The sequence below is a fragment of the Candidatus Krumholzibacteriia bacterium genome (assembly GCA_030748535.1).
In the GTDB taxonomy this organism is placed as follows: Bacteria; Krumholzibacteriota; Krumholzibacteriia; order JACNKJ01; family JACNKJ01; genus JASMLU01.
Window position 1 is genome coordinate 164921 of record JASMLU010000003.1, and the last position, 16731, is coordinate 181651.

At 59.1% G+C, this 16731-nt stretch carries 15 protein-coding genes; 6 read left to right on the forward strand and 9 right to left on the reverse strand.

Annotated features, from left to right (window positions below; genetic code table 11):
• Window positions 1-51 precede the first annotated feature (51 nt).
• From QGH30_05995 to QGH30_06020, 6 genes are all read left to right on the forward strand, one after another.
• Window positions 52-921, forward strand: coding sequence for a transketolase (locus tag QGH30_05995; protein ID MDP7021888.1), 870 nt, complete (start codon window positions 52-54; stop codon window positions 919-921).
• Window positions 918-1928, forward strand: a complete 1011-nt coding sequence (locus QGH30_06000) for a transketolase family protein (protein ID MDP7021889.1) — start codon at window positions 918-920, stop codon at window positions 1926-1928. The genes QGH30_05995 and QGH30_06000 overlap by 4 nt, the downstream gene beginning before the upstream one ends.
• Window positions 1925-2620, forward strand: a complete 696-nt coding sequence (locus QGH30_06005) for a hypothetical protein (GenBank protein ID MDP7021890.1) — start codon at window positions 1925-1927, stop codon at window positions 2618-2620. The genes QGH30_06000 and QGH30_06005 overlap by 4 nt, the downstream gene beginning before the upstream one ends.
• The gene (locus QGH30_06010; protein MDP7021891.1) at window positions 2620-3672 is read left to right on the forward strand and encodes a methyltransferase; all 1053 of its coding nucleotides are present in this window, start codon (window positions 2620-2622) and stop codon (window positions 3670-3672) included. Before QGH30_06005 ends, QGH30_06010 begins: the two co-directional genes overlap by 1 nt.
• A gap of 132 nt (window positions 3673-3804) precedes the next feature.
• Window positions 3805-5625, forward strand: a complete 1821-nt coding sequence (locus QGH30_06015; protein ID MDP7021892.1) for a choice-of-anchor J domain-containing protein — start codon at window positions 3805-3807, stop codon at window positions 5623-5625.
• A 9-nt stretch (window positions 5626-5634) separates the two neighbouring features.
• On the forward strand, window positions 5635-7086 hold the full coding sequence (locus QGH30_06020) for an N-acetylmuramoyl-L-alanine amidase (protein MDP7021893.1): 1452 nt from the start codon (window positions 5635-5637) through the stop codon (window positions 7084-7086).
• Between the two features lie 46 nt (window positions 7087-7132).
• Here QGH30_06020 and trxB read toward each other — a convergent pair whose 3' ends face one another.
• The 9 genes from trxB to QGH30_06065 all read right to left on the reverse strand — a co-directional run.
• Window positions 7133-8056 carry a thioredoxin-disulfide reductase gene (trxB, locus tag QGH30_06025; GenBank protein ID MDP7021894.1) on the reverse strand — a complete coding sequence of 308 codons (924 nt, stop codon included), beginning with the start codon at window positions 8054-8056 and terminating at the stop codon, window positions 7133-7135.
• A 274-nt stretch (window positions 8057-8330) separates the two neighbouring features.
• Window positions 8331-8789, reverse strand: a complete 459-nt coding sequence (locus tag QGH30_06030) for a polymer-forming cytoskeletal protein (protein ID MDP7021895.1) — start codon at window positions 8787-8789, stop codon at window positions 8331-8333.
• Between the two features lie 57 nt (window positions 8790-8846).
• Window positions 8847-9659, reverse strand: coding sequence for a M23 family metallopeptidase (locus tag QGH30_06035; protein MDP7021896.1), 813 nt, complete (start codon window positions 9657-9659; stop codon window positions 8847-8849).
• Between the two features lie 7 nt (window positions 9660-9666).
• The gene (locus tag QGH30_06040) at window positions 9667-10572 is read right to left on the reverse strand and encodes a ParB/RepB/Spo0J family partition protein (GenBank protein ID MDP7021897.1); all 906 of its coding nucleotides are present in this window, start codon (window positions 10570-10572) and stop codon (window positions 9667-9669) included.
• Window positions 10541-11323, reverse strand: a complete 783-nt coding sequence (locus tag QGH30_06045; protein ID MDP7021898.1) for an AAA family ATPase — start codon at window positions 11321-11323, stop codon at window positions 10541-10543. The genes QGH30_06040 and QGH30_06045 overlap by 32 nt, the downstream gene beginning before the upstream one ends.
• Window positions 11324-11407: 84 nt before the next feature.
• Window positions 11408-12046 (reverse strand): class I SAM-dependent methyltransferase, encoded by a 639-nt coding sequence (locus QGH30_06050; GenBank protein MDP7021899.1) that lies wholly within the window; start codon window positions 12044-12046, stop codon window positions 11408-11410.
• A 107-nt stretch (window positions 12047-12153) separates the two neighbouring features.
• Window positions 12154-14043: a tRNA uridine-5-carboxymethylaminomethyl(34) synthesis enzyme MnmG gene (gene mnmG, locus QGH30_06055; GenBank protein ID MDP7021900.1), complete on the reverse strand. Its 1890-nt coding sequence runs from the start codon at window positions 14041-14043 to the stop codon at window positions 12154-12156.
• 154 nt (window positions 14044-14197) lie between these two features.
• The gene (locus QGH30_06060; protein ID MDP7021901.1) at window positions 14198-15718 is read right to left on the reverse strand and encodes a Fic family protein; all 1521 of its coding nucleotides are present in this window, start codon (window positions 15716-15718) and stop codon (window positions 14198-14200) included.
• A gap of 415 nt (window positions 15719-16133) precedes the next feature.
• The coding region (locus tag QGH30_06065; protein ID MDP7021902.1) for an HRDC domain-containing protein at window positions 16134-16731 on the reverse strand (598 nt) is incomplete at its 5' end.

The following is a 16731-nucleotide window of genomic DNA, read 5'->3' on the forward strand; positions in this document are numbered from 1 at the left end:
TCTGTACACTCCGCCCGAAGCAGCTGCTTTGGGCGTTTTTTTAGGGGGAAAATGAAGGACTGGAGTGTTTCCGAACTGAAGGAAGTGGCTCGCCTGATCCGCCGCGATGTGCTGGTCATGACCCGCGTCGCAGAAAGCGGTCACCCCGGCGGGCCTCTTTCTGCCGCCGACTACATCACGGCGCTGTACTTCAGGGTTGCCCGGCTCGATCCCGCCAAGCCTGATTGGGAGGGCCGCGACCGGATCATCATTTCCAATGGTCACTGTTCCGCCTTGAACTACTCGGTCATGGCGCGTCGGGGCTACTTCGAGCCTTCGGAGCTTCTCAGCTTTCGGGTTACGGGAAGTCGCTTGCAGGGGCATCCCAATCGCCTGAAGTTGCCCGGTCTGGAAGCTTCCACGGGGAGCCTGGGCCAGGGACTGAGTCAGGGAGTGGGCATGGCGCTTGGGGCGCGGCTCGACGATCGGGACACAAGGATTTTCGTCAATGTCGGTGACGGAGAACTCCAGGAAGGTTCCTGCTGGGAGGCCATGATGTCGGCCGCCCACTATCGTTGCGAGCGGCTCTTCATGCTTGTGGACGACAACAATGCCCAGATTGATGGCTTCGTCTCCGATGTGATGGGCGTCCAGCCTCTCGACGATAAGATCCGCGCCTTTGGATGGAATGTGCTGGTCTGCGACGGTCACGACATGGAGGCCATTCTCTCCTCTTACGACAAGGCTCTCGCACTGGAAAACGGAAAACCGACAGCCCTGATCTTCAAAACGAAAATGATGTGCGGCGTGGCCAGCTTCGAGGACCAGCCCGGATGGCACGGGAAGCCGCTTGACGAGGAGAGCCTGACCATCGCGCTCAGGGAGCTGGGCTTTAATCAAAGCCCCTCGGAAGCCATCGCAGAGATTGGAGGGAGTCGATGAAGGATTTCTGGAAAGGCTACCAGGGCAAGGACTGGGAACTGACCCTCCCCCGGGAGTCCTTCGGCAGGACGCTCGTGGCGCTGGGCAAAGAGAACCCGCGAATCGTTGTCCTGGACGCAGACCTTTCCGCTTCCACGCTGACCAAATACTTTCACGCCGAGTTCCCGGAACGCTCTTTCGATATGGGCATCGCCGAGCAGGATCTCGTGGGCACTGCGGCCGGGTTGGCCGCCACGGGCTTTATCCCTTTCTGCTCCACCTACGCCATGTTTCTTGCGGGGCGAGCCTGGGAACAGATCCGCAACGCCGTTGCCTACAGTGGCTGGAATGTAAAGCTGGCCGCCGCACACGGGGGAATCTCCGTGGGAAAGGACGGCCCGACACACCAGTCGATGGAGGACATTGCCCTGATGCGCTCGATTCCGGGCATGACCGTAATCGTGCCCGCCGACGCGCATGAAACCGCGCGACTTGTCCGTTGGGCGGCCGACTACGACGGGCCCGTCTACTTCCGCATGGGCAGGGAGAAGGTTCCTGTGGTGACATCGGAGGACGATCTTTTCGAACACGGAAAAGCGATGACGCTGCGGGAGGGCGATGATGCAACGATCATTGCCGCCGGCCTGTTGGTGTCCAAGGCTCTCGAAGCCGCAGAGCTTCTTGAAAAGGATGGAATCAGTGCGCGGGTCTTGAACATGCACACGATCAAGCCTATCGACCGGGATGCCATTGCCAAGGCCTCCCGCGAAACCGGCGTGATCGTGACCGCCGAGGAACACAACCTGCATGGAGGTCTCGGAGATGCGGTCGCCCAGGTGGCCGTGCAAGAGGAACGGCCGCCCCGAATGCGCTATGTGGCCGTTCAGGATCGTTACATGGACAGCGGGCCACCGGAAGAACTCATGGAACTCGCCGGCCTGACTGCAGAAAACATCGCCCGCCAGGTTCATTCGGCACTGGCATCCGGATCCAAGGCCGCCCCTCTGGGTGGAGAAAGGACATCATGAAAAAAGGACTGATTTTCCTTAGCCTGCTCCTGCTTGTCGCAGCCCCCTCCAGCGCTCTTCTCCGCTTCGGCTTTCACGGGGGGCTGGATCAGAACGCACAGGCCGCCCTGACTTATTCTTTCACGGATGACCTTCTGGGTGGAGGAGTGGACATAGATGTCTCGGTAAGTGCCGACGAGATCGCAAATCCCTATGTCGGGGGTTTGCATCTGATGTTCGACGCGCTCCCGGTACTGGACTTCGAGCTGGGAGTAGAAGTCGCCGCCTCTCCCTACAAATTGAACTACAGCCATAGCGACGGTGTGGAGCCGGGAAGTGACTCCAGCGAATCTCTTGTCTTTGGGAGACTCTCTGCCTATGCCAGCGCGAAGTACACGATTGCCAAGCTTCCCACCCTGAAGTTGCAGGTCGGGGGAGGTGCGGGCTATCACATGATGACCCCCCTCTTCAGCGAAGCACTGCTCCGGACGGAAGTGGCAGAACACGGTAACTACACCCTTGATGTGCAGGACATCCTCGCGCGGCAGGCCGGACTCGGCTACCACGCTCTTGCGGCCCTTCGCATGGCTCCCGCCTTTTTGCCGGTCGCCTTGAACCTGGAAGGACGCTACTACCTGCTTCCTGAAAACGAGTATGGAGACAAGACCAACCGCTTTCTCTCCCTGCTCCTTGGATTGGAGTTCGGCTTCTAGTGCCCGACGAAAGGACTCTTTCGCGCCTCTTTGAAGGCGCCTTGCCCTTCCCGGAAACGGGGAGGGTTTTTCTCGTTCATCCGCCGGATTTTCTCCTGCGGCGGGCCAGTGAGTCGCTGGAACCCGAACGCTTGCAGGTTTCCGAGCGAATGCTGGAGAGGGTGGAAGCGATGGCGGCGCGACACAGCGATTGCGCCATAGCGCATGAGTCCGGGCCTTCGCCATCTGCGGGGGACTGCCTTCTTCTTCCCGTGGAAAAACATCGCCTGAGGTTTCAGAGTGAACTGCAACGACTCTCCCGGGCGATTGGAGCCGAGGGCCGGCTTCTCGTCTATGGTTCGAAAAAGGAAGGGGTTCTTCCCGCCCAGGAGCTTCTGGAAAAACAGGGGCGGGTGGAAGTGCTTCGTCATCGGGGAGGAGCCAGGATCCTCTCCTTTCGGCCGGACCCCTCGCGTGACTGGGAACTGCCGGAGCTTCCCGACCGATACCATGCAACAGCCCGGGGTCATTCCCTGGAGCTGGCCGCTCTTCCCGGAGTCTTTAGCTACAACGAGTTGGACGAGGCATCGGCACTGCTCCTGGAGGCAGCAGACCTGCGCGAGGGAGATCGTGTGCTGGATCTTGCCTGTGGAAACGGGGTGGTCGGAACCTTCCTTGCCAAAGAGGAGCGCGCCGCCTCGGTGAGCTTCACCGATTCGGACGCTCTGGCTCTCGAGGCCACTCGCAAGACCCTGGCTTTGAATAATATCGATGCGCCGGTCCTTGCCGCAGACGCAGGGGACCGACTTCCCGAAAAATCCTTCGACCTTGTTCTCTGTAACCCTCCCTGGCATCGCGACTATTCCCAGGACCGCGCACCGGGAGAGAGGGTTCTTGCGGGGGCGTGGCGACTTCTGGACAGCAAGGGACGACTGATGCTGGTGGGACCCGGCTTTCACGATCCGCTCCCTCTCCTGGAAGATTCCTTCAAGAACATCCGCCTGGTGGCCGAAACCCCCTCTCACCGCGTCTTTTCGGCGCGAAAGAGGGGCCGGAAGAGGAAATCCTTCTAAGATCTATGTTACAATTGATTCAGTTTTTGGAAATCTGTCAGGGGCAACTGTACCCATCACCAACCTGGGGGGATGATCGAAATGTGCGTGTATAAACTTCAAAGGACTGTTCTTCTTGCGCTGTTCACACTCTTGCTTGCCACTGCATCCATGGCCGATGGGCGAGACGACAATCTCTTTACGGAAGGCTTTGAGGGAAGCTGGCCCCCGGCGGGTTGGGCGGAGATCAACACCTCCTCGGCAAACTGGAACAGAACCAACTGGGACTCCCATTCCGGAACCTACGCGGCCTGGTGCTGGACGAATCCGGCAAGCCAGAACGAGTGGCTGGTAACGCCGGCGATTGACCTCAGTGCGGCCGTCGCACCCAAGCTGGAGTGGTTTGAGCGAGGCTACAACTGGGAAAGCAATGGCGGCCATCACTACATCATGGTGAGTACTACGAGCCAGACGGATCCCGGCGCATTTACGGAAGTCATTCACATGACCCCGGCCAACCACGACTGCGGCGGCTTCGACGGAGGTCCCCCCGCTACGGTCAACCTGACAGATTTTGAAGGAGAACCCACGGTCTACATTGCCTTCCGCTACTATGGACCGGGCGGGGTCACGGACTCCTGGATCATTGACGATGTCCGCGTCTACATGCCCAGCGGAAGCGATGTAGGCGTCATTGCGGTTTCTCCTGAAGGGGAAAACATGGACGCCCCCTTCACCCAGGCTCCGGAAGTCACGGTGGAGAACTTCGGAATGGGAACCGAGACTTTCAGCGTGGATCTGGAAATCCTGGAGAGCGGGGTTTCCGTGTTCACGGGAAGCCAGACAGTGAGTGGTCTGGCCCCGGGGCACCTGGAAGTCCTGAGCTTTTCCCCTTACACCTTCCAGCCGGGTCACTATTACGACCTGACCGCTACCTCGAACCTGGCCGGTGACGGGGATCCCGGCAATGATTCCTACACGGGGGGCTTCACCACCTATTTCGACACTCATGTGCCGCTGGGGATGCTCTTTACCAACTCCGGTTGCGGGCCCTGTGTCCAGGCAAACGAGGCGCTGGATGCCTATATGCCCGGACAGGGAAACGATGTGGCGCTCTTGCGGATTCATGTTTCCTGGCCAAACCCCGGTGACATCATGTACCAGCACAATCCCACGCAAAGCAACTACCTGGTCGGTGAGTTTAATGTGAGTGGAGTACCCGACTTCTGGCTCGATGGCTATGTCGGGCTGGGCTACAACGGCCCCGGGATGGTCAGTGCTTTGGATAATGCCAAGGACTGGGTGAGTCCCATGCATCTGGATCTTCACTGGCTGCCGGATACAGAGCAGTTGATGGTCAGTGTCGTAAACACAGGAAACTTGAGGCCCGATGGCGACTACCAACTCTTCTGCTCCCTGACCGAAGATGATATTCATCACAATGGCGGAAACGGAGAGCCCGTCCATCAACAGGCCTTCCGACGCATGTTCCCCGGCGTGGATGTCGGGGTTTCTGTGGCCCACACTGTTGGCACGCACACCTATATCGTCGACTGTCCCCTGGATCCGCTCTATGTTTACGAGAACCTGCGGGGCACGGTCTATGTGCGGGACATGGACTCGCGAGTCATTCTTCAGGCTGGCACGGCTTTCTTGAGTACGGTTGAAGATGCAACGGCTTCGGGCAACGCTCCCACCGCCTTTGGGCTGAGCGGGAACTATCCGAATCCATTCAATCCGAAAACCCGCATCGACTTCTCTCTGGATGAAACCGGGCCGGTGAGTCTGAAGGTCTTTGATCCTTCCGGGCGACTGATGGCAACCCTCCGGGAAGGCCTTCTGCTGGCAGGTTCCCATTCCGTGGAATGGACAGCGGTGGACGATGAGGGACGCGCCCTGTCTTCAGGTCTTTACCTGCTGCGTCTGGAAGCGGACGGGAAGATCGACACCCGAAAACTGCTTCTCGGGAAGTAGGAAGGAAAGATGAAGCCTCGCTTGCTGTCTGTTCTTCTTGTCCTTGCAGTTTCGGTCCCGGGCCTTTCGCTTCCCGTGGACTCACTTCTGCAGGTCGTCGCCGGGCGGCTGGATCCCGCAGAACATAATCATGGCAATGATGTCGAGGTCTGGCGCTCCTTTCTTTCACGCCCTCCGCTCAATCTGCAAACCTTGAGAAGCTATTTTGTGGAAGCGGCGGAGGAGTTTTCTGTTCCCCGGGATCTTCTGGAAGCGATTGGGCAAGTGGAGAACAACTGGCTGCAGATCGGCCCCTCCATTGATCAGGGTTGGGGAATCATGCACCTGACCGACAACCACTATTCCCGGACTCTGGAAGAGGCCGCCGGGATTCTCGGGCTTGATCCGGAGCTTCTCCGTCAGGAGGCCCGCGAGAACATTCGCGGAGCGGCTGCGCTGCTTTCCCGATTTGGAGAGGAAAGCGGGGCGGGCGAGGAACTCTCCTCCTGGTTTTCGGCGGCCGCGCGTTTTAGCGGGCTGTCGGGGCAGGCTCTACAGGAAATGCAGGCGAGGCGGTATTTCGAGGTTCTCCGGGAGGGATCCCGCTCCCGAACCGTCTGGGGAGAAACTCTGGTCCTCCCCCCTCATCCCGGACTCTCGATCCCTGAACCTGCCTTCCTGGGCCGGCGATCCGTGGATTACCCGCCGGCCATCGAATATCTCACGCCCTGCAATCATCAGGACGGACGCAACCACGAGATCGACACCTGGGTGAACCACTGGATTGGCGTGGGCACCTATGCTGGTGCCATTTCCTGGTTTCACAACTGCAACGCCCAGGTCAGCGCGCACTTCGTGATTCGATGCAGTGACGGGGAAATCACCCAGATTGTTCTGATTGAAGACACGGGCTGGCATTGCGGGGCCTATGGCTATCCCTACAACAACAGTCGTTCGATCGGGGTGGAACATGAGGCGACCGTCAGCAACCCGGAGAACTGGAACAGCGAGCCCATGCTCCAGGCCTCAAGCCTGATGGCGAACTACTTTTGCCAGATGCTCGACATTCCCATGCAGCGCTCCCTGCCCGGCGTACAAGGGCACAATGACATGCCCGGCACGGCGACGCAGTGCCCCGGCACCCTTCCCTGGGATCACTGGCTGGAGCTGCTCAATAGCCCCGTGTACGCCGGGAGTGCTCCTGAATCACCTCTCCGGCTTTCGGTGTATCCGAATCCATTCAACCCGAAAACCCGCATCGACTTTTCTCTGGAAGAGGCCGGGTCGGTGAGTCTGAAGGTCTTTGATCCTTCCGGGCGACTGATGGCGACCCTCCGGGAAGGCCTTCTGTCGGCAGGTTCCCATTCTCTGGAGTGGACTGCGGAGGACAATGAGGGACGCGCCCTGTCTTCCGGCCTTTACCTGCTGCGCCTGGAAGTGGAGGGGAAGATCGACACCAGGAAACTGCTTCTCGGGAAGTAGCTTTGTGTTATAAAAAGCCCCCGCCCGGAAGGACGGGGGGCTTTGATTATTCCCCGGATTCCAGAAGCCGTTCGGCCTCGAGGGCAGCCTGACAGCCACTTCCGGCGGCGGTGATCGCCTGCTTGTAGACCGTGTCCTGCACATCGCCACAGGCAAAAACCCCGGGCACGCTGGTCTTCGTGTTGTCGGCCAGAATGTAACCGTTCTCATCGAGATCCAGTTGACCCTGGAAGATCCCTGTGTTGGGCACATGGCCGATGGCGACAAACACGCCGTCGCAATCGGTGTCGGAGATTTCCCCTGTTTGCGTGTCCTTGAGGCGAATGCCGGAAACCGCGCCGTTTTCGCCTTCAAGAATATCCTCGACCGTCTTGTTCCAGAGAACCTCGACCTTCTCGTGGTTCAGCGTGCGATCACGCATGATCTTGCTGGCCCGAAACTCGTCGCGGCGATGCACAATGCGCACTCTTTTGCCGAAGCGGGTCAGGAAGAGGGCCTCTTCCAGCGCCGAGTCGCCGCCACCGACAACCACGATTTCCTTGTCCCTGTAGAAGAAACCGTCGCAAGTCGCACAAGCGCTGACGCCGCGACCCATGAGCTTCGACTCGGACTCCAGGCCCAGAAGGCGGGCCGTGGCTCCCGTGGAAATAATGAGGGTTTCCGCACGAAACTCCTCGTCCCCCACCCAGACCCCGAAGGGGCGGCTGGACAGGTCGACGCGGGTCACATCGCCGGCAATGAAATCGGTTTCGAATCGTTCGGCCTGCTTGCGCATGTTGTCCATGAGCTCGGGGCCCTGGATTCCCTCGGGAAAGCCGGGGAAATTCTCCACTTCCGTGGTAATCGTCAGCTGTCCGCCGGCCTGCATGCCCTCGATCACCAGGGGCTTCAATTCGGCTCGAGCCGTGTAGATGGCGGCCGTCAGGCCCGCCGGCCCGGTTCCGATCACCAGAGTCTTTCTCGTTTTCATGATTCCTCCAGATTGGGGAGTATTCTCTTTTGAACTCCCGCAGTATAGGGAGAGCGCAGGGCGCTCGCAAGAAGAGGGCGGTGGCCCCAATATCTAGGGCCTCAGAAAGAGGAATCCCCATCATCTGGGAGCCTCAAAACGGCTCCTCCCCCAAGCCCTGTATTCTCATAATCCTGTGGACAAAGGGCATCTTTCCCCATCAAGTAAGAAAAATAACCCGTTCAAAACAAACGGGTTATCGCGTTATCCACAATTTCTGTATTTTATCCACAAACTAGGGTTTGAAGCTGCTTTCCGGCTTCGCGCCCGGCGGTGTGGAAGTGCTGGCGGCCGGAGTGGCCGTCGTGCTGCGGTTTGGGGTCTTTTCACCCATCCGGCAGTTCCCCTCAAAGAAAACCCCTTCGTCAATCACAAGACGCCGGGTCACGATGTCTCCCTCGAGGTGGCTTCCCTCGCGAAGTTCAATTCTTTCGCTGGCCAGGATGTTTCCCGCAACCTTGCCGGCAATCTCGGCCTGTTTGACGCTCAGGTTCCCCTGAATGGCGCCGGTCTTTCCCACTTCCAGAGTCTCGCGGCACTCGACTTCGCCCTGGAAATCTCCGTCGATCTTCAGGCTTCCCTGTACGCGGATGTTTCCCACAAACTGGGTTCCGGCTCCCAGGACAGACTTGCTGTCGCGGACCTGGCTGCTGCTCGTGCTGCTGGGGTTTTTCTCGTCTTCTCGTCCGAACATGAGCTTCTCCTTGATTCTCGTGCCTTAGGGCATGCTAGCGTATTGGGGCGTGTAAATCTAGTCCAAGAGGTACTTTTTCGGGTTCTCGGGAAGCCCGTGGCGGCGCACCTCATAGTGAAGGTGCGGAGCCGTGCTGCTTCCCGTACTTCCAACGAATGCCACGACATCCCCGCGCCGAACCCGGTCGTCCTTGCTGACGGCCAATCGGCTTCCGTGACCATAAAGGGTACTGATTCCAATCCCGTGTTCAATCAGGACAAAGTTCCCGTACTCGCTGTTCCACCCGGCAATCAGGACGACCCCGTCGCCCGCAGCCCGAATCGGACTGCCCTCTTCGGCGGCGATGTCAATTCCCGGGTGAAAGCCCTGCCCTTTTATCCCTTCAAACTCGCGGGTGATCCAGCCGCGGAGAGGCCAGGCGCTGGGCATGGAGCGAATAATCTGCTGTCCTTCGCTGGCAAGAGGACTGTCGGGAACACCTTCCCGGGTAAAGGTCTCCCGGGCTTCTTCGGAGAGAAGGCTGTCGGGAAGCACATGGTCTTGCCCCAGCATGTTCTCCATGCGAAGAAGCAGGAGTGCGCTTTCTTCCACCTGCCTCTCCAAAGTGTGAAGACGGCTGGCCTGACGGGTCAACTCCTGAACCTGGTGGGCCAACTGGCGGGTCTTTCTTTTTTCCAGCACCAGCGAACCCCCAAAGAGGGACTGGAAGAGGGCCAGAAGCAGAATGGCCAGCAGGAGAATCAGAAGAAATCGAAGCAGGGGAAGGGAGAGTCCCCGGTCCCAGAGCGTCTTGTCTTCGGAATCACTCAGCCGGAGGCGGAGACCCCGGGGGCCATCCTTGCGGAAGAGGATGCTTTTCCAGAATCCCATGCTGTCCTCAGGCGTCCGTGTCCAGGGAGACCTTGAGGGCCTCCATAATTCTCTCCAGCTCACGATCACTTTGGAAGCGGATCTGCACGCGGCCCCGGCCCTTCTTGTAGGGAAGCTGCACGGGAAGGCCGATCCGGGCCTCCAGCCGCTCCCGAATGGCACGAATCACCGGCTCTTCCTCGGGCTTTTGGGGTCCGCCGGAGGGATCCTTCCATTGTTTCGCCATTCTCTCGGTCTGTCGCACCGAGAGCTGCTTCTCTTTTACCGTCTTGGCAAGTCGAAGGCTGTCTTGGGGTTCCAGTTTTAACAGGGGTCTTACATGGCCTGCATGAATCTCCCCCAGGGCCACCATCTCCTGCACCTCATCGGGGAGTTGCAAGAGGCGAAGGGTATTGGAAACGGTCGAGCGGTCCTTGCCGAGGTGCTCGCCCACTTCCTCCTGCGTCCACCCGAATTCATAAATCATCACCCTAAAGGCGCGAGCCTCCTCAATGGGATTTAGATCATCTCGCTGCAGGTTTTCCACGAGGGCGAGCTTCAGGCTTTCCCGGCCCTCCACTTCTGTAAGGAGTGCGGGAATGCTCTTGAGTCCCGCTGCACAGGAGGCGCGAAAGCGTCGCTCGCCGGCCACAATTTCGTAACGGTTTCCTCGGGGGCAAAGAAGTATGGGCGAAAGGACACCGTCCTGCTGCACCGAACGCGTCAGTTCGGCCAGCTTGTCTTCTGAAAAATGCCGACGGGGCTGATGCGGGTTCACATCGATCCTGTCGAGGTCGATCTCCATGATCCTGCGGCTGGGGATTCCGATTGCTCGATCCCCGGCACTGTCCTTCTTCTCCCCGCGCTCTTCGGTGGCAATAGCCGGATCCGAGAGGATCGACTCAAGCCCCTTTCCCAATGCCCTTTTCTGCATTCATGACCTCCTGGGCCAGTTGGATGTAACTTCTTGCGCCGGTGGATTCGATGTCGTAAAGCACGATCGGTTTTCCAAAGGACGGCGCTTCGGAGAGTTTCACGTTTCGGGGAATCATGGTTCGGTAGACCTTGTCGTCAAAGTAGCGAATCGCCTCCTGGGCAACCTGTCGGGAAAGGCTAAGGCGTTTGTCGTACATGGTAAGCAGAATGCCTTCGACTTGTAGTGCGGGGTTCAGGCCCTCCTGCACGCGCTTTACGACATTGAGAAGTTGGCCCAGTCCCTCCAGCGCGTAGTACTCGCACTGAATGGGAATCAGAAGGGAGTTGGCCGCACAGAGAACATTGACCGTGAGAAGACCCAGGCTGGGTGGAGAGTCGATTATGATATAATCATATTGGTCTTCTACGGTGCTTAGTAGTTGCTTTAGGTAATACGATCGCTTTTCCCGGCCCACCAGCTCTACTTCCAGTCCACTGAGTCCCGCCTGGGAGGGGAGAAGGTTCAAACCCGGGATTCCCGTGCTCTTGAGAACCGATGAAAGCCCCACCTCCCCCAGAAGAGCGTGGTAGATGCTTTTGGCCAGTTCCCGGGGATTATGCCCCAGCCCGCTACTGGCATTCCCCTGGGGATCCATATCCACCAGAAGACTGGAAGCACCGGCCATTGCAAGAGAGGCGCTGAGATTGACCGCGGTCGTGGTTTTTCCCACGCCACCTTTTTGATTGGTAACGGCAATGATGCGAGCCAAGAAACTCCCCTTTCTGACTTCTCTCTGTGTAGACGGATTGTTTGCTTCTGTCAACCGAATGTTCCACGTGAAACATCCTGTTTTTCAGGGAGTGAATCGAAGGAGTTGAGTCTCACGAAAAGGGAAGTGATATTCCAGGGGGGCGCCGGCGTTCCAGCCCCATTTCTTCCAGTGTTGCCGGGCAAGCTCCTCCCTGGCGCTCTCTGGGCCCTTGTAAAACAGGGCCTCTTGCAACAGGGGCTGCAAGCCGCGGCTCCATTTCAGAACCTGGTCCACGGAGGAAAGAGCGCGACAGGCAAGAAAGCCCTTCGCGTCTTCTCCCGCGAAAATCCTGAGCAGGACCGGAAGCTCGGGCTCTTCCAGTCTTAGCGACAAGACACGGAGATGGGAAAGCCCCAACTCCCGAGCGCAGTGCCGGAGAAATGCGCACTTCTTTTCCCGGGATTCGATCAAAAACACGGGAACCCGGGACTTGGCCCCTGAAAGAGAAAGCAGAAGGGCCGACGGGATCCCCGGAACCCCGGAACCCGAGCCGGCATCCAGCAAGAAGGGATCCTTCCCGGAATCGAAGTCCGGCAGGGAGATTCCCCATAAGAGGCCCTCCAGAATGTTCTCTGCCGTTTGCAGTTCAGGCCTCTTTCTGGACACCAGGTTGACATGGGGGTTCGCCTCCAGAACAAGGGAGGCATAATGCTCCAGACGCTCCCAAAGGGTCTCTGGCAATTCCGGTAGCGGGGTTTCACGTGAAACCTCAGGATCTCCTGTGTCCCCTGTTTCACGTGAAACAAGGACGCCACGAGCCCACATCGACGACAAATCCCTGGCAGTAATCACTTCTCTTCCTTTCGGCTCTCGCGTTCCCGCCGTTTCCCGGCTTCCAGATGAATCATCAAGATAGAAAGGTCGCTTCTTCGGACTCCGGGAATCCGGCCAGCCTGCCCCAGGTTCTCGGGGCGCACTTGCTCAAAGCGTTGGCGAGCTTCGTTGCTAAGTCCCAGAACCCCGGAATAGTCCAGACCTTCGGGAATCCTGCGGCCTTCCTGTCTCTGGAACTTCTCGGCAGATCGGCGCTCCCGCTCAATGTAGCCTTCGTACTTTAGGCGCGTCTCCAGACGAGAGGCTTCCGAAGAGGTCAGCTCCCCTTCCAGGTTCCATTCCGGGGCAATGTCCTGCCAGAGGACCCCCGGCCTTCGAAGTAGCTTCGCCGCCGGAGTGCCCGGCTTCGGGGGACCACCGGGGAAGGCGGAAGCCAGACGCTCTGCGTCTTTCTCACCCAGGCCCAGAGACCAAAGCCTGGACTCCATGTCGTCCACGCGACGACGAGAATCCAGCATCTTCCGGTAATCATCCTCGGGCACCAAGCCAAGCTCGCGGCCCTTGGGCATCAAGCGCTCATCGGCATTGTCCCAGCGCAGAAGCAATCGAAACTCGGCACGAGAAGTAAACATGCGGTAAGGCTCGTCCGCCCCCCGGGTGGAAAGATCATCCAGCATGACGCCCAGGTAGGCCTCCGAGCGGTCGGGGATCCAGGGATCTGCGCCCTCCAGCATCAGGGTCGCATTGATGCCCGCAAGCAGACCCTGGCCTGCGGCCTCCTCGTAGCCCGTAGTGCCGTTGATCTGCCCGGCAAAGAAAAGACCCCGGTAGTCCCGGCTTTCCAGGTGGGGGTGCAGGACGCGGGGATCAATGGCATCATACTCCACGGCATAGCCGGGCTGCAGGATTTTCGCAGCAGCCAAGCCCGCAACCCCGTGCAACATTTGAAGTTGTAGTTCTTCCGGGAGGCTGGTGGAGAACCCGTTTATATAATAACGGGGTGTGTTCCGGCCTTCTGGCTCCAGAAAGAGCTGGTGAGCCTCGCGCTCGGGGAAGCGATTCACCTTGTCCTCGATGGAGGGACAGTAGCGGGGGCCGAGGCCCTGGATGCGTCCGTCAAAGAGAGGGCTTTGGGACAGCTTGGCGCGGATCAGATCGTGAATTGCAGGGGTCGTTCTCGTGCTGTAACAGGGAAGCTGGGGAGCGGTGATCAACGCAGTGCGATGGGAGAAAGGAAGTGGATCCTCGTCCCCGTGCTGAATCTCGCAGAGGTCGAAGTCGATGCTGTCCCGGTGGATCCTCGGCGGCGTGCCGGTCTTGAGGCGGCGAAGCTCGAAGCCCAGGCCTGAGAGCGCTAAAGACAGGTCGCTACTGGCCTCTTCACCGAGCCGCCCACCAGAACTGGTCTTCTGGCCAGAAAAGAGCCTGCCATTGAGAAAGGTACCGGTTGTCAGAATCGCGGCTCGCCCCCGGATCTCCCCGTGCTTGCGGGTAGCAAGCCCCTGAAAAACCCCGTCCTCACAGTGAATCCCCAAAGCTTCGTCTTCCAGAAGATCCAGGCCTTCGCAGGACTGGAGCCGCTCAAGCATGCCGCAGTTGTAGGCATCCTTGTCGGCCTGTGCCCGTGAGGCACGCACCGCAGGACCCTTGCGGCGATTGAGAACCCGAAACTGGATCCCGTGCTCGTCGATGTGTTGGCCCATCACACCGCCGAGAGCATCCAGCTCCCGCACCAGGTGACCCTTTCCCAGGCCCCCGATGGCCGGATTGCAGCTCATGCGGCCCGCGGCCTGAAGATCCAGGCTCACGAGAAGAGTGGAAAATCCACGGCGTGCAGAGGCAAGGGCCGCCTCCACCCCTGCGTGGCCTGCGCCCAGAACCAGAATGTCATAGGAAGGCTTCATGGAAACAAGATGCCACGATCGGACGGGATTCGCGAGGGCTGGCGGGAGTTTTGGTCAGGGAAATGCCGGGCGACAGCCGTGGGGCCGCTATGTCCCACGGGGATGGACCTCCTGTGGCAACACGGAGCCACCTGATGAACCGCGCCCTTGCGGCCTATTCGTCTGCAAACATGCGTGCGCCGAGAAAGCGCGCAAAAGGAACGATGTCGCAATGGACACTGGCTGACTCCAGTGCCGCCATGTATTCATCGCGGTCCCTGGTGTGAATCACCAACCATGGATACCCGCCCGCCACGAACATGACATTCATGAGAAAGCGAGCCATTCGCCCGTTGCCGTCAAGGTAGGGATGAATGTAGCCCAGGAGCCAGTGACTCAGCACAGCCTGAACCGCCGGGCTGGGCTCGGATTCAAGAAGGTCAAAGTAAGTTCCCATCGCCTCGGGCAGCAGCATGGCGCGGGGGGGAACATGGCGGGACTTCCGAATAAAGACTGCTTCGCTGCGATAGCCCGCCAGGTCGCGAGCTTCGACAAGACCGGCCGCAACGGAGGGCGCAAACAACTCACGGTACCAGGTCCGGTGCTCAAGCCTGGTGACGGCAACTGCGTCCTCCCCTTGCAGAATCCTTTCCAGAGAGGATCGAAGGGCGCTAAAGGCCAGAGCGTATCCTTTTGCGGCCATCGCGTCGCGACTTCCCTTGTCGGCAGCATCGGGATCCCAGTTTTCTGAGCGAACCTCTTCAATCAACTCATCGCTCACGCGGTAGCCCTCGATCGAAAGGGAGTGATAGGCATCCATGGAATATCGCTCATTGACTTGCTGGAGACGGGCGGCGATATCCGGATGCCTGCCACGGGGGGCGGGAAAGTGGTTCAAGACATCTTCCCGCATGGCCAACCAGAAACCCTCCAAGCGCGAGGACAGGGGCGAGGCCCCAAGCCCCCCCAACACCGGCTCTTGAGCATCCCTGAACGGATTCACTTCGCGCGTGTCATGGCCCGCAGATCGCATGGTACCAACGATCTCGTCAGCACCATCGTTGCGGCCAAGGTGTCTTAGCGCACCGGCCAGACGCCCGGCAACAATGGGTTGGCCGTTCTCCAGCACAATCCGGAGAAGGCGCGGAATGTCCACCAATGTGGCCAGGGCTGTCTGTATCTCGCGGGACCGGGTTCTGAAACAGGACTGCGGGAGGCGCGCAAGGGCATCTTCTGCGGGGAGCAGGCGCAGGCCCCTCACGATCCTCACCTCTTGGCCAGCTGTCTTGCGAGTCGGCTTGACGGCCAGCAGCGAACTCTGGAAGGGCAGGTCTACTGGATTATTGCCCGCCTTTGGACTGTGGACGAGTAGCTGTTGGGGAATTGCCCACTCCTCCACATGGAGGAGCAAGGAAGCTTCGGGCGCCAGATGCCAGGCTTCGCCCCAACGATTCTCGCAATAGGCAGCAATGAATTCCCAGAACGACGAGTACCAGGGGGTGGCATCCTCTGCATCGGCCCCAGGGTTTGATGAAAGCAACCAGCCTCGCATCACCCCGACAAGGTAGCCCTGCCGGAGGAGGCGCTCTCGCTGCAATCGGGAGAACTCGCTGGACCGGAAAACACTACGCCCCTCTTTTTGAAGTTCGCGAAGGGAGTTCAGGGCTCCCGCCAGCTTTGACTGATCGTTTTTCATTTTCCCGCCCGACTGAGCCAAGACCCCTGTCATGAACGCTGCTTCCATGATCCTGATGTATATTTACTCGCTTTTAGTGCCGTGTCAACACTCGCTTTTAGTGCTGGAACAGGAAGCTTGTCGCAAAAAGAAGAAGCGGCGACGCTCGAGGCAGGTCTACCCTACTAGTCGCCGAGTCGCAGACTCTTTGGCCCGCAAAAGGGCGGGCACGGGATGGAACCTGGCCATGGCCTTTGCCCTGGAAACCGGCCCTTGAACCGGAATCTTCTCGCATAGCCCTGAACTCATAAAGCGGAAGCCGATGTTGTTGTTGCTGTTCGACGGATTGTTGTTGTTCCGATTCGCTGAGCGGCAATTCTGGGCATTGTTGTTCCAGTTGCCGCCGCGCAACAAGCGGTTCGACCCCGTTTTCGGCTCACACCCCCTTTTGGGAGAGAAACAAGTCCCGTCGCAGGGAACGGGATTGCGCCTGCTCCCAAAACCCGATGACACTTCGAAGCGAGTCCACCTTGGAGGGGCCAATGCCTTCGATTTCCCGAAGCGCGGCCTTTGTTTCGGGTTTTCGGATGGCGATTTCCGCCAGATGCCTGTTGGTGAAAACCACATAAGGGGGGACGCCCTCCTGATGGGATTTCATGGATCGCCACTCCAGCAGCCTGTCGTAGATTTTGCGCTCCTCGGGGTCGAGCGCCTTGCGGGGGCTTTCCTTGCGGGGAGCTTTCTTGCGCTTGGCCTCGCCGTCCCGGTAATGGATCAGCAAGCTCCATCGGGGTTTGTTCTCAAAGACAAAAAAGTGCTCACTGACATCGACGACATCGGCCTTCGCACAGAAAGCCTCCAGTTCTTTTTCATCAAAACCCTCATCCCCGCACCAGACCGGGTTGATGATTTTCAGTTTCATCTTTCTCCTGCCGTTTTCCGCGCCGGCTTCGCCGGCGCGGAGGAAGATTTCCGCCGCTTGCAGCTTTCTTAGCCCCTCCAGTTTCCTCTCTCGCGCGGGGGGCTCGGCTGGC

Excerpts from the sequence above, each read along its gene's own strand:
- trxB (MDP7021894.1), bottom strand. The coding sequence starts at position 8,056 with ATGAAAACGAGAAAGACTCTGGTGATCGGAACCGGGCCGGCGGGCCTG.
- QGH30_05995 (MDP7021888.1), top strand. The coding sequence starts at position 52 with ATGAAGGACTGGAGTGTTTCCGAACTGAAGGAAGTGGCTCGCCTGATC.
- QGH30_06020 (MDP7021893.1), top strand. The coding sequence starts at position 5,635 with ATGAAGCCTCGCTTGCTGTCTGTTCTTCTTGTCCTTGCAGTTTCGGTC.
- mnmG (MDP7021900.1), bottom strand. The coding sequence starts at position 14,043 with ATGAAGCCTTCCTATGACATTCTGGTTCTGGGCGCAGGCCACGCAGGG.
- QGH30_06060 (MDP7021901.1), bottom strand. The coding sequence starts at position 15,718 with ATGAAAAACGATCAGTCAAAGCTGGCGGGAGCCCTGAACTCCCTTCGC.
- QGH30_06035 (MDP7021896.1), bottom strand. The coding sequence starts at position 9,659 with ATGGGATTCTGGAAAAGCATCCTCTTCCGCAAGGATGGCCCCCGGGGT.
- QGH30_06000 (MDP7021889.1), top strand. The coding sequence starts at position 918 with ATGAAGGATTTCTGGAAAGGCTACCAGGGCAAGGACTGGGAACTGACC.
- QGH30_06040 (MDP7021897.1), bottom strand. The coding sequence starts at position 10,572 with ATGCAGAAAAGGGCATTGGGAAAGGGGCTTGAGTCGATCCTCTCGGAT.
- QGH30_06030 (MDP7021895.1), bottom strand. The coding sequence starts at position 8,789 with ATGTTCGGACGAGAAGACGAGAAAAACCCCAGCAGCACGAGCAGCAGC.
- QGH30_06005 (MDP7021890.1), top strand. The coding sequence starts at position 1,925 with ATGAAAAAAGGACTGATTTTCCTTAGCCTGCTCCTGCTTGTCGCAGCC.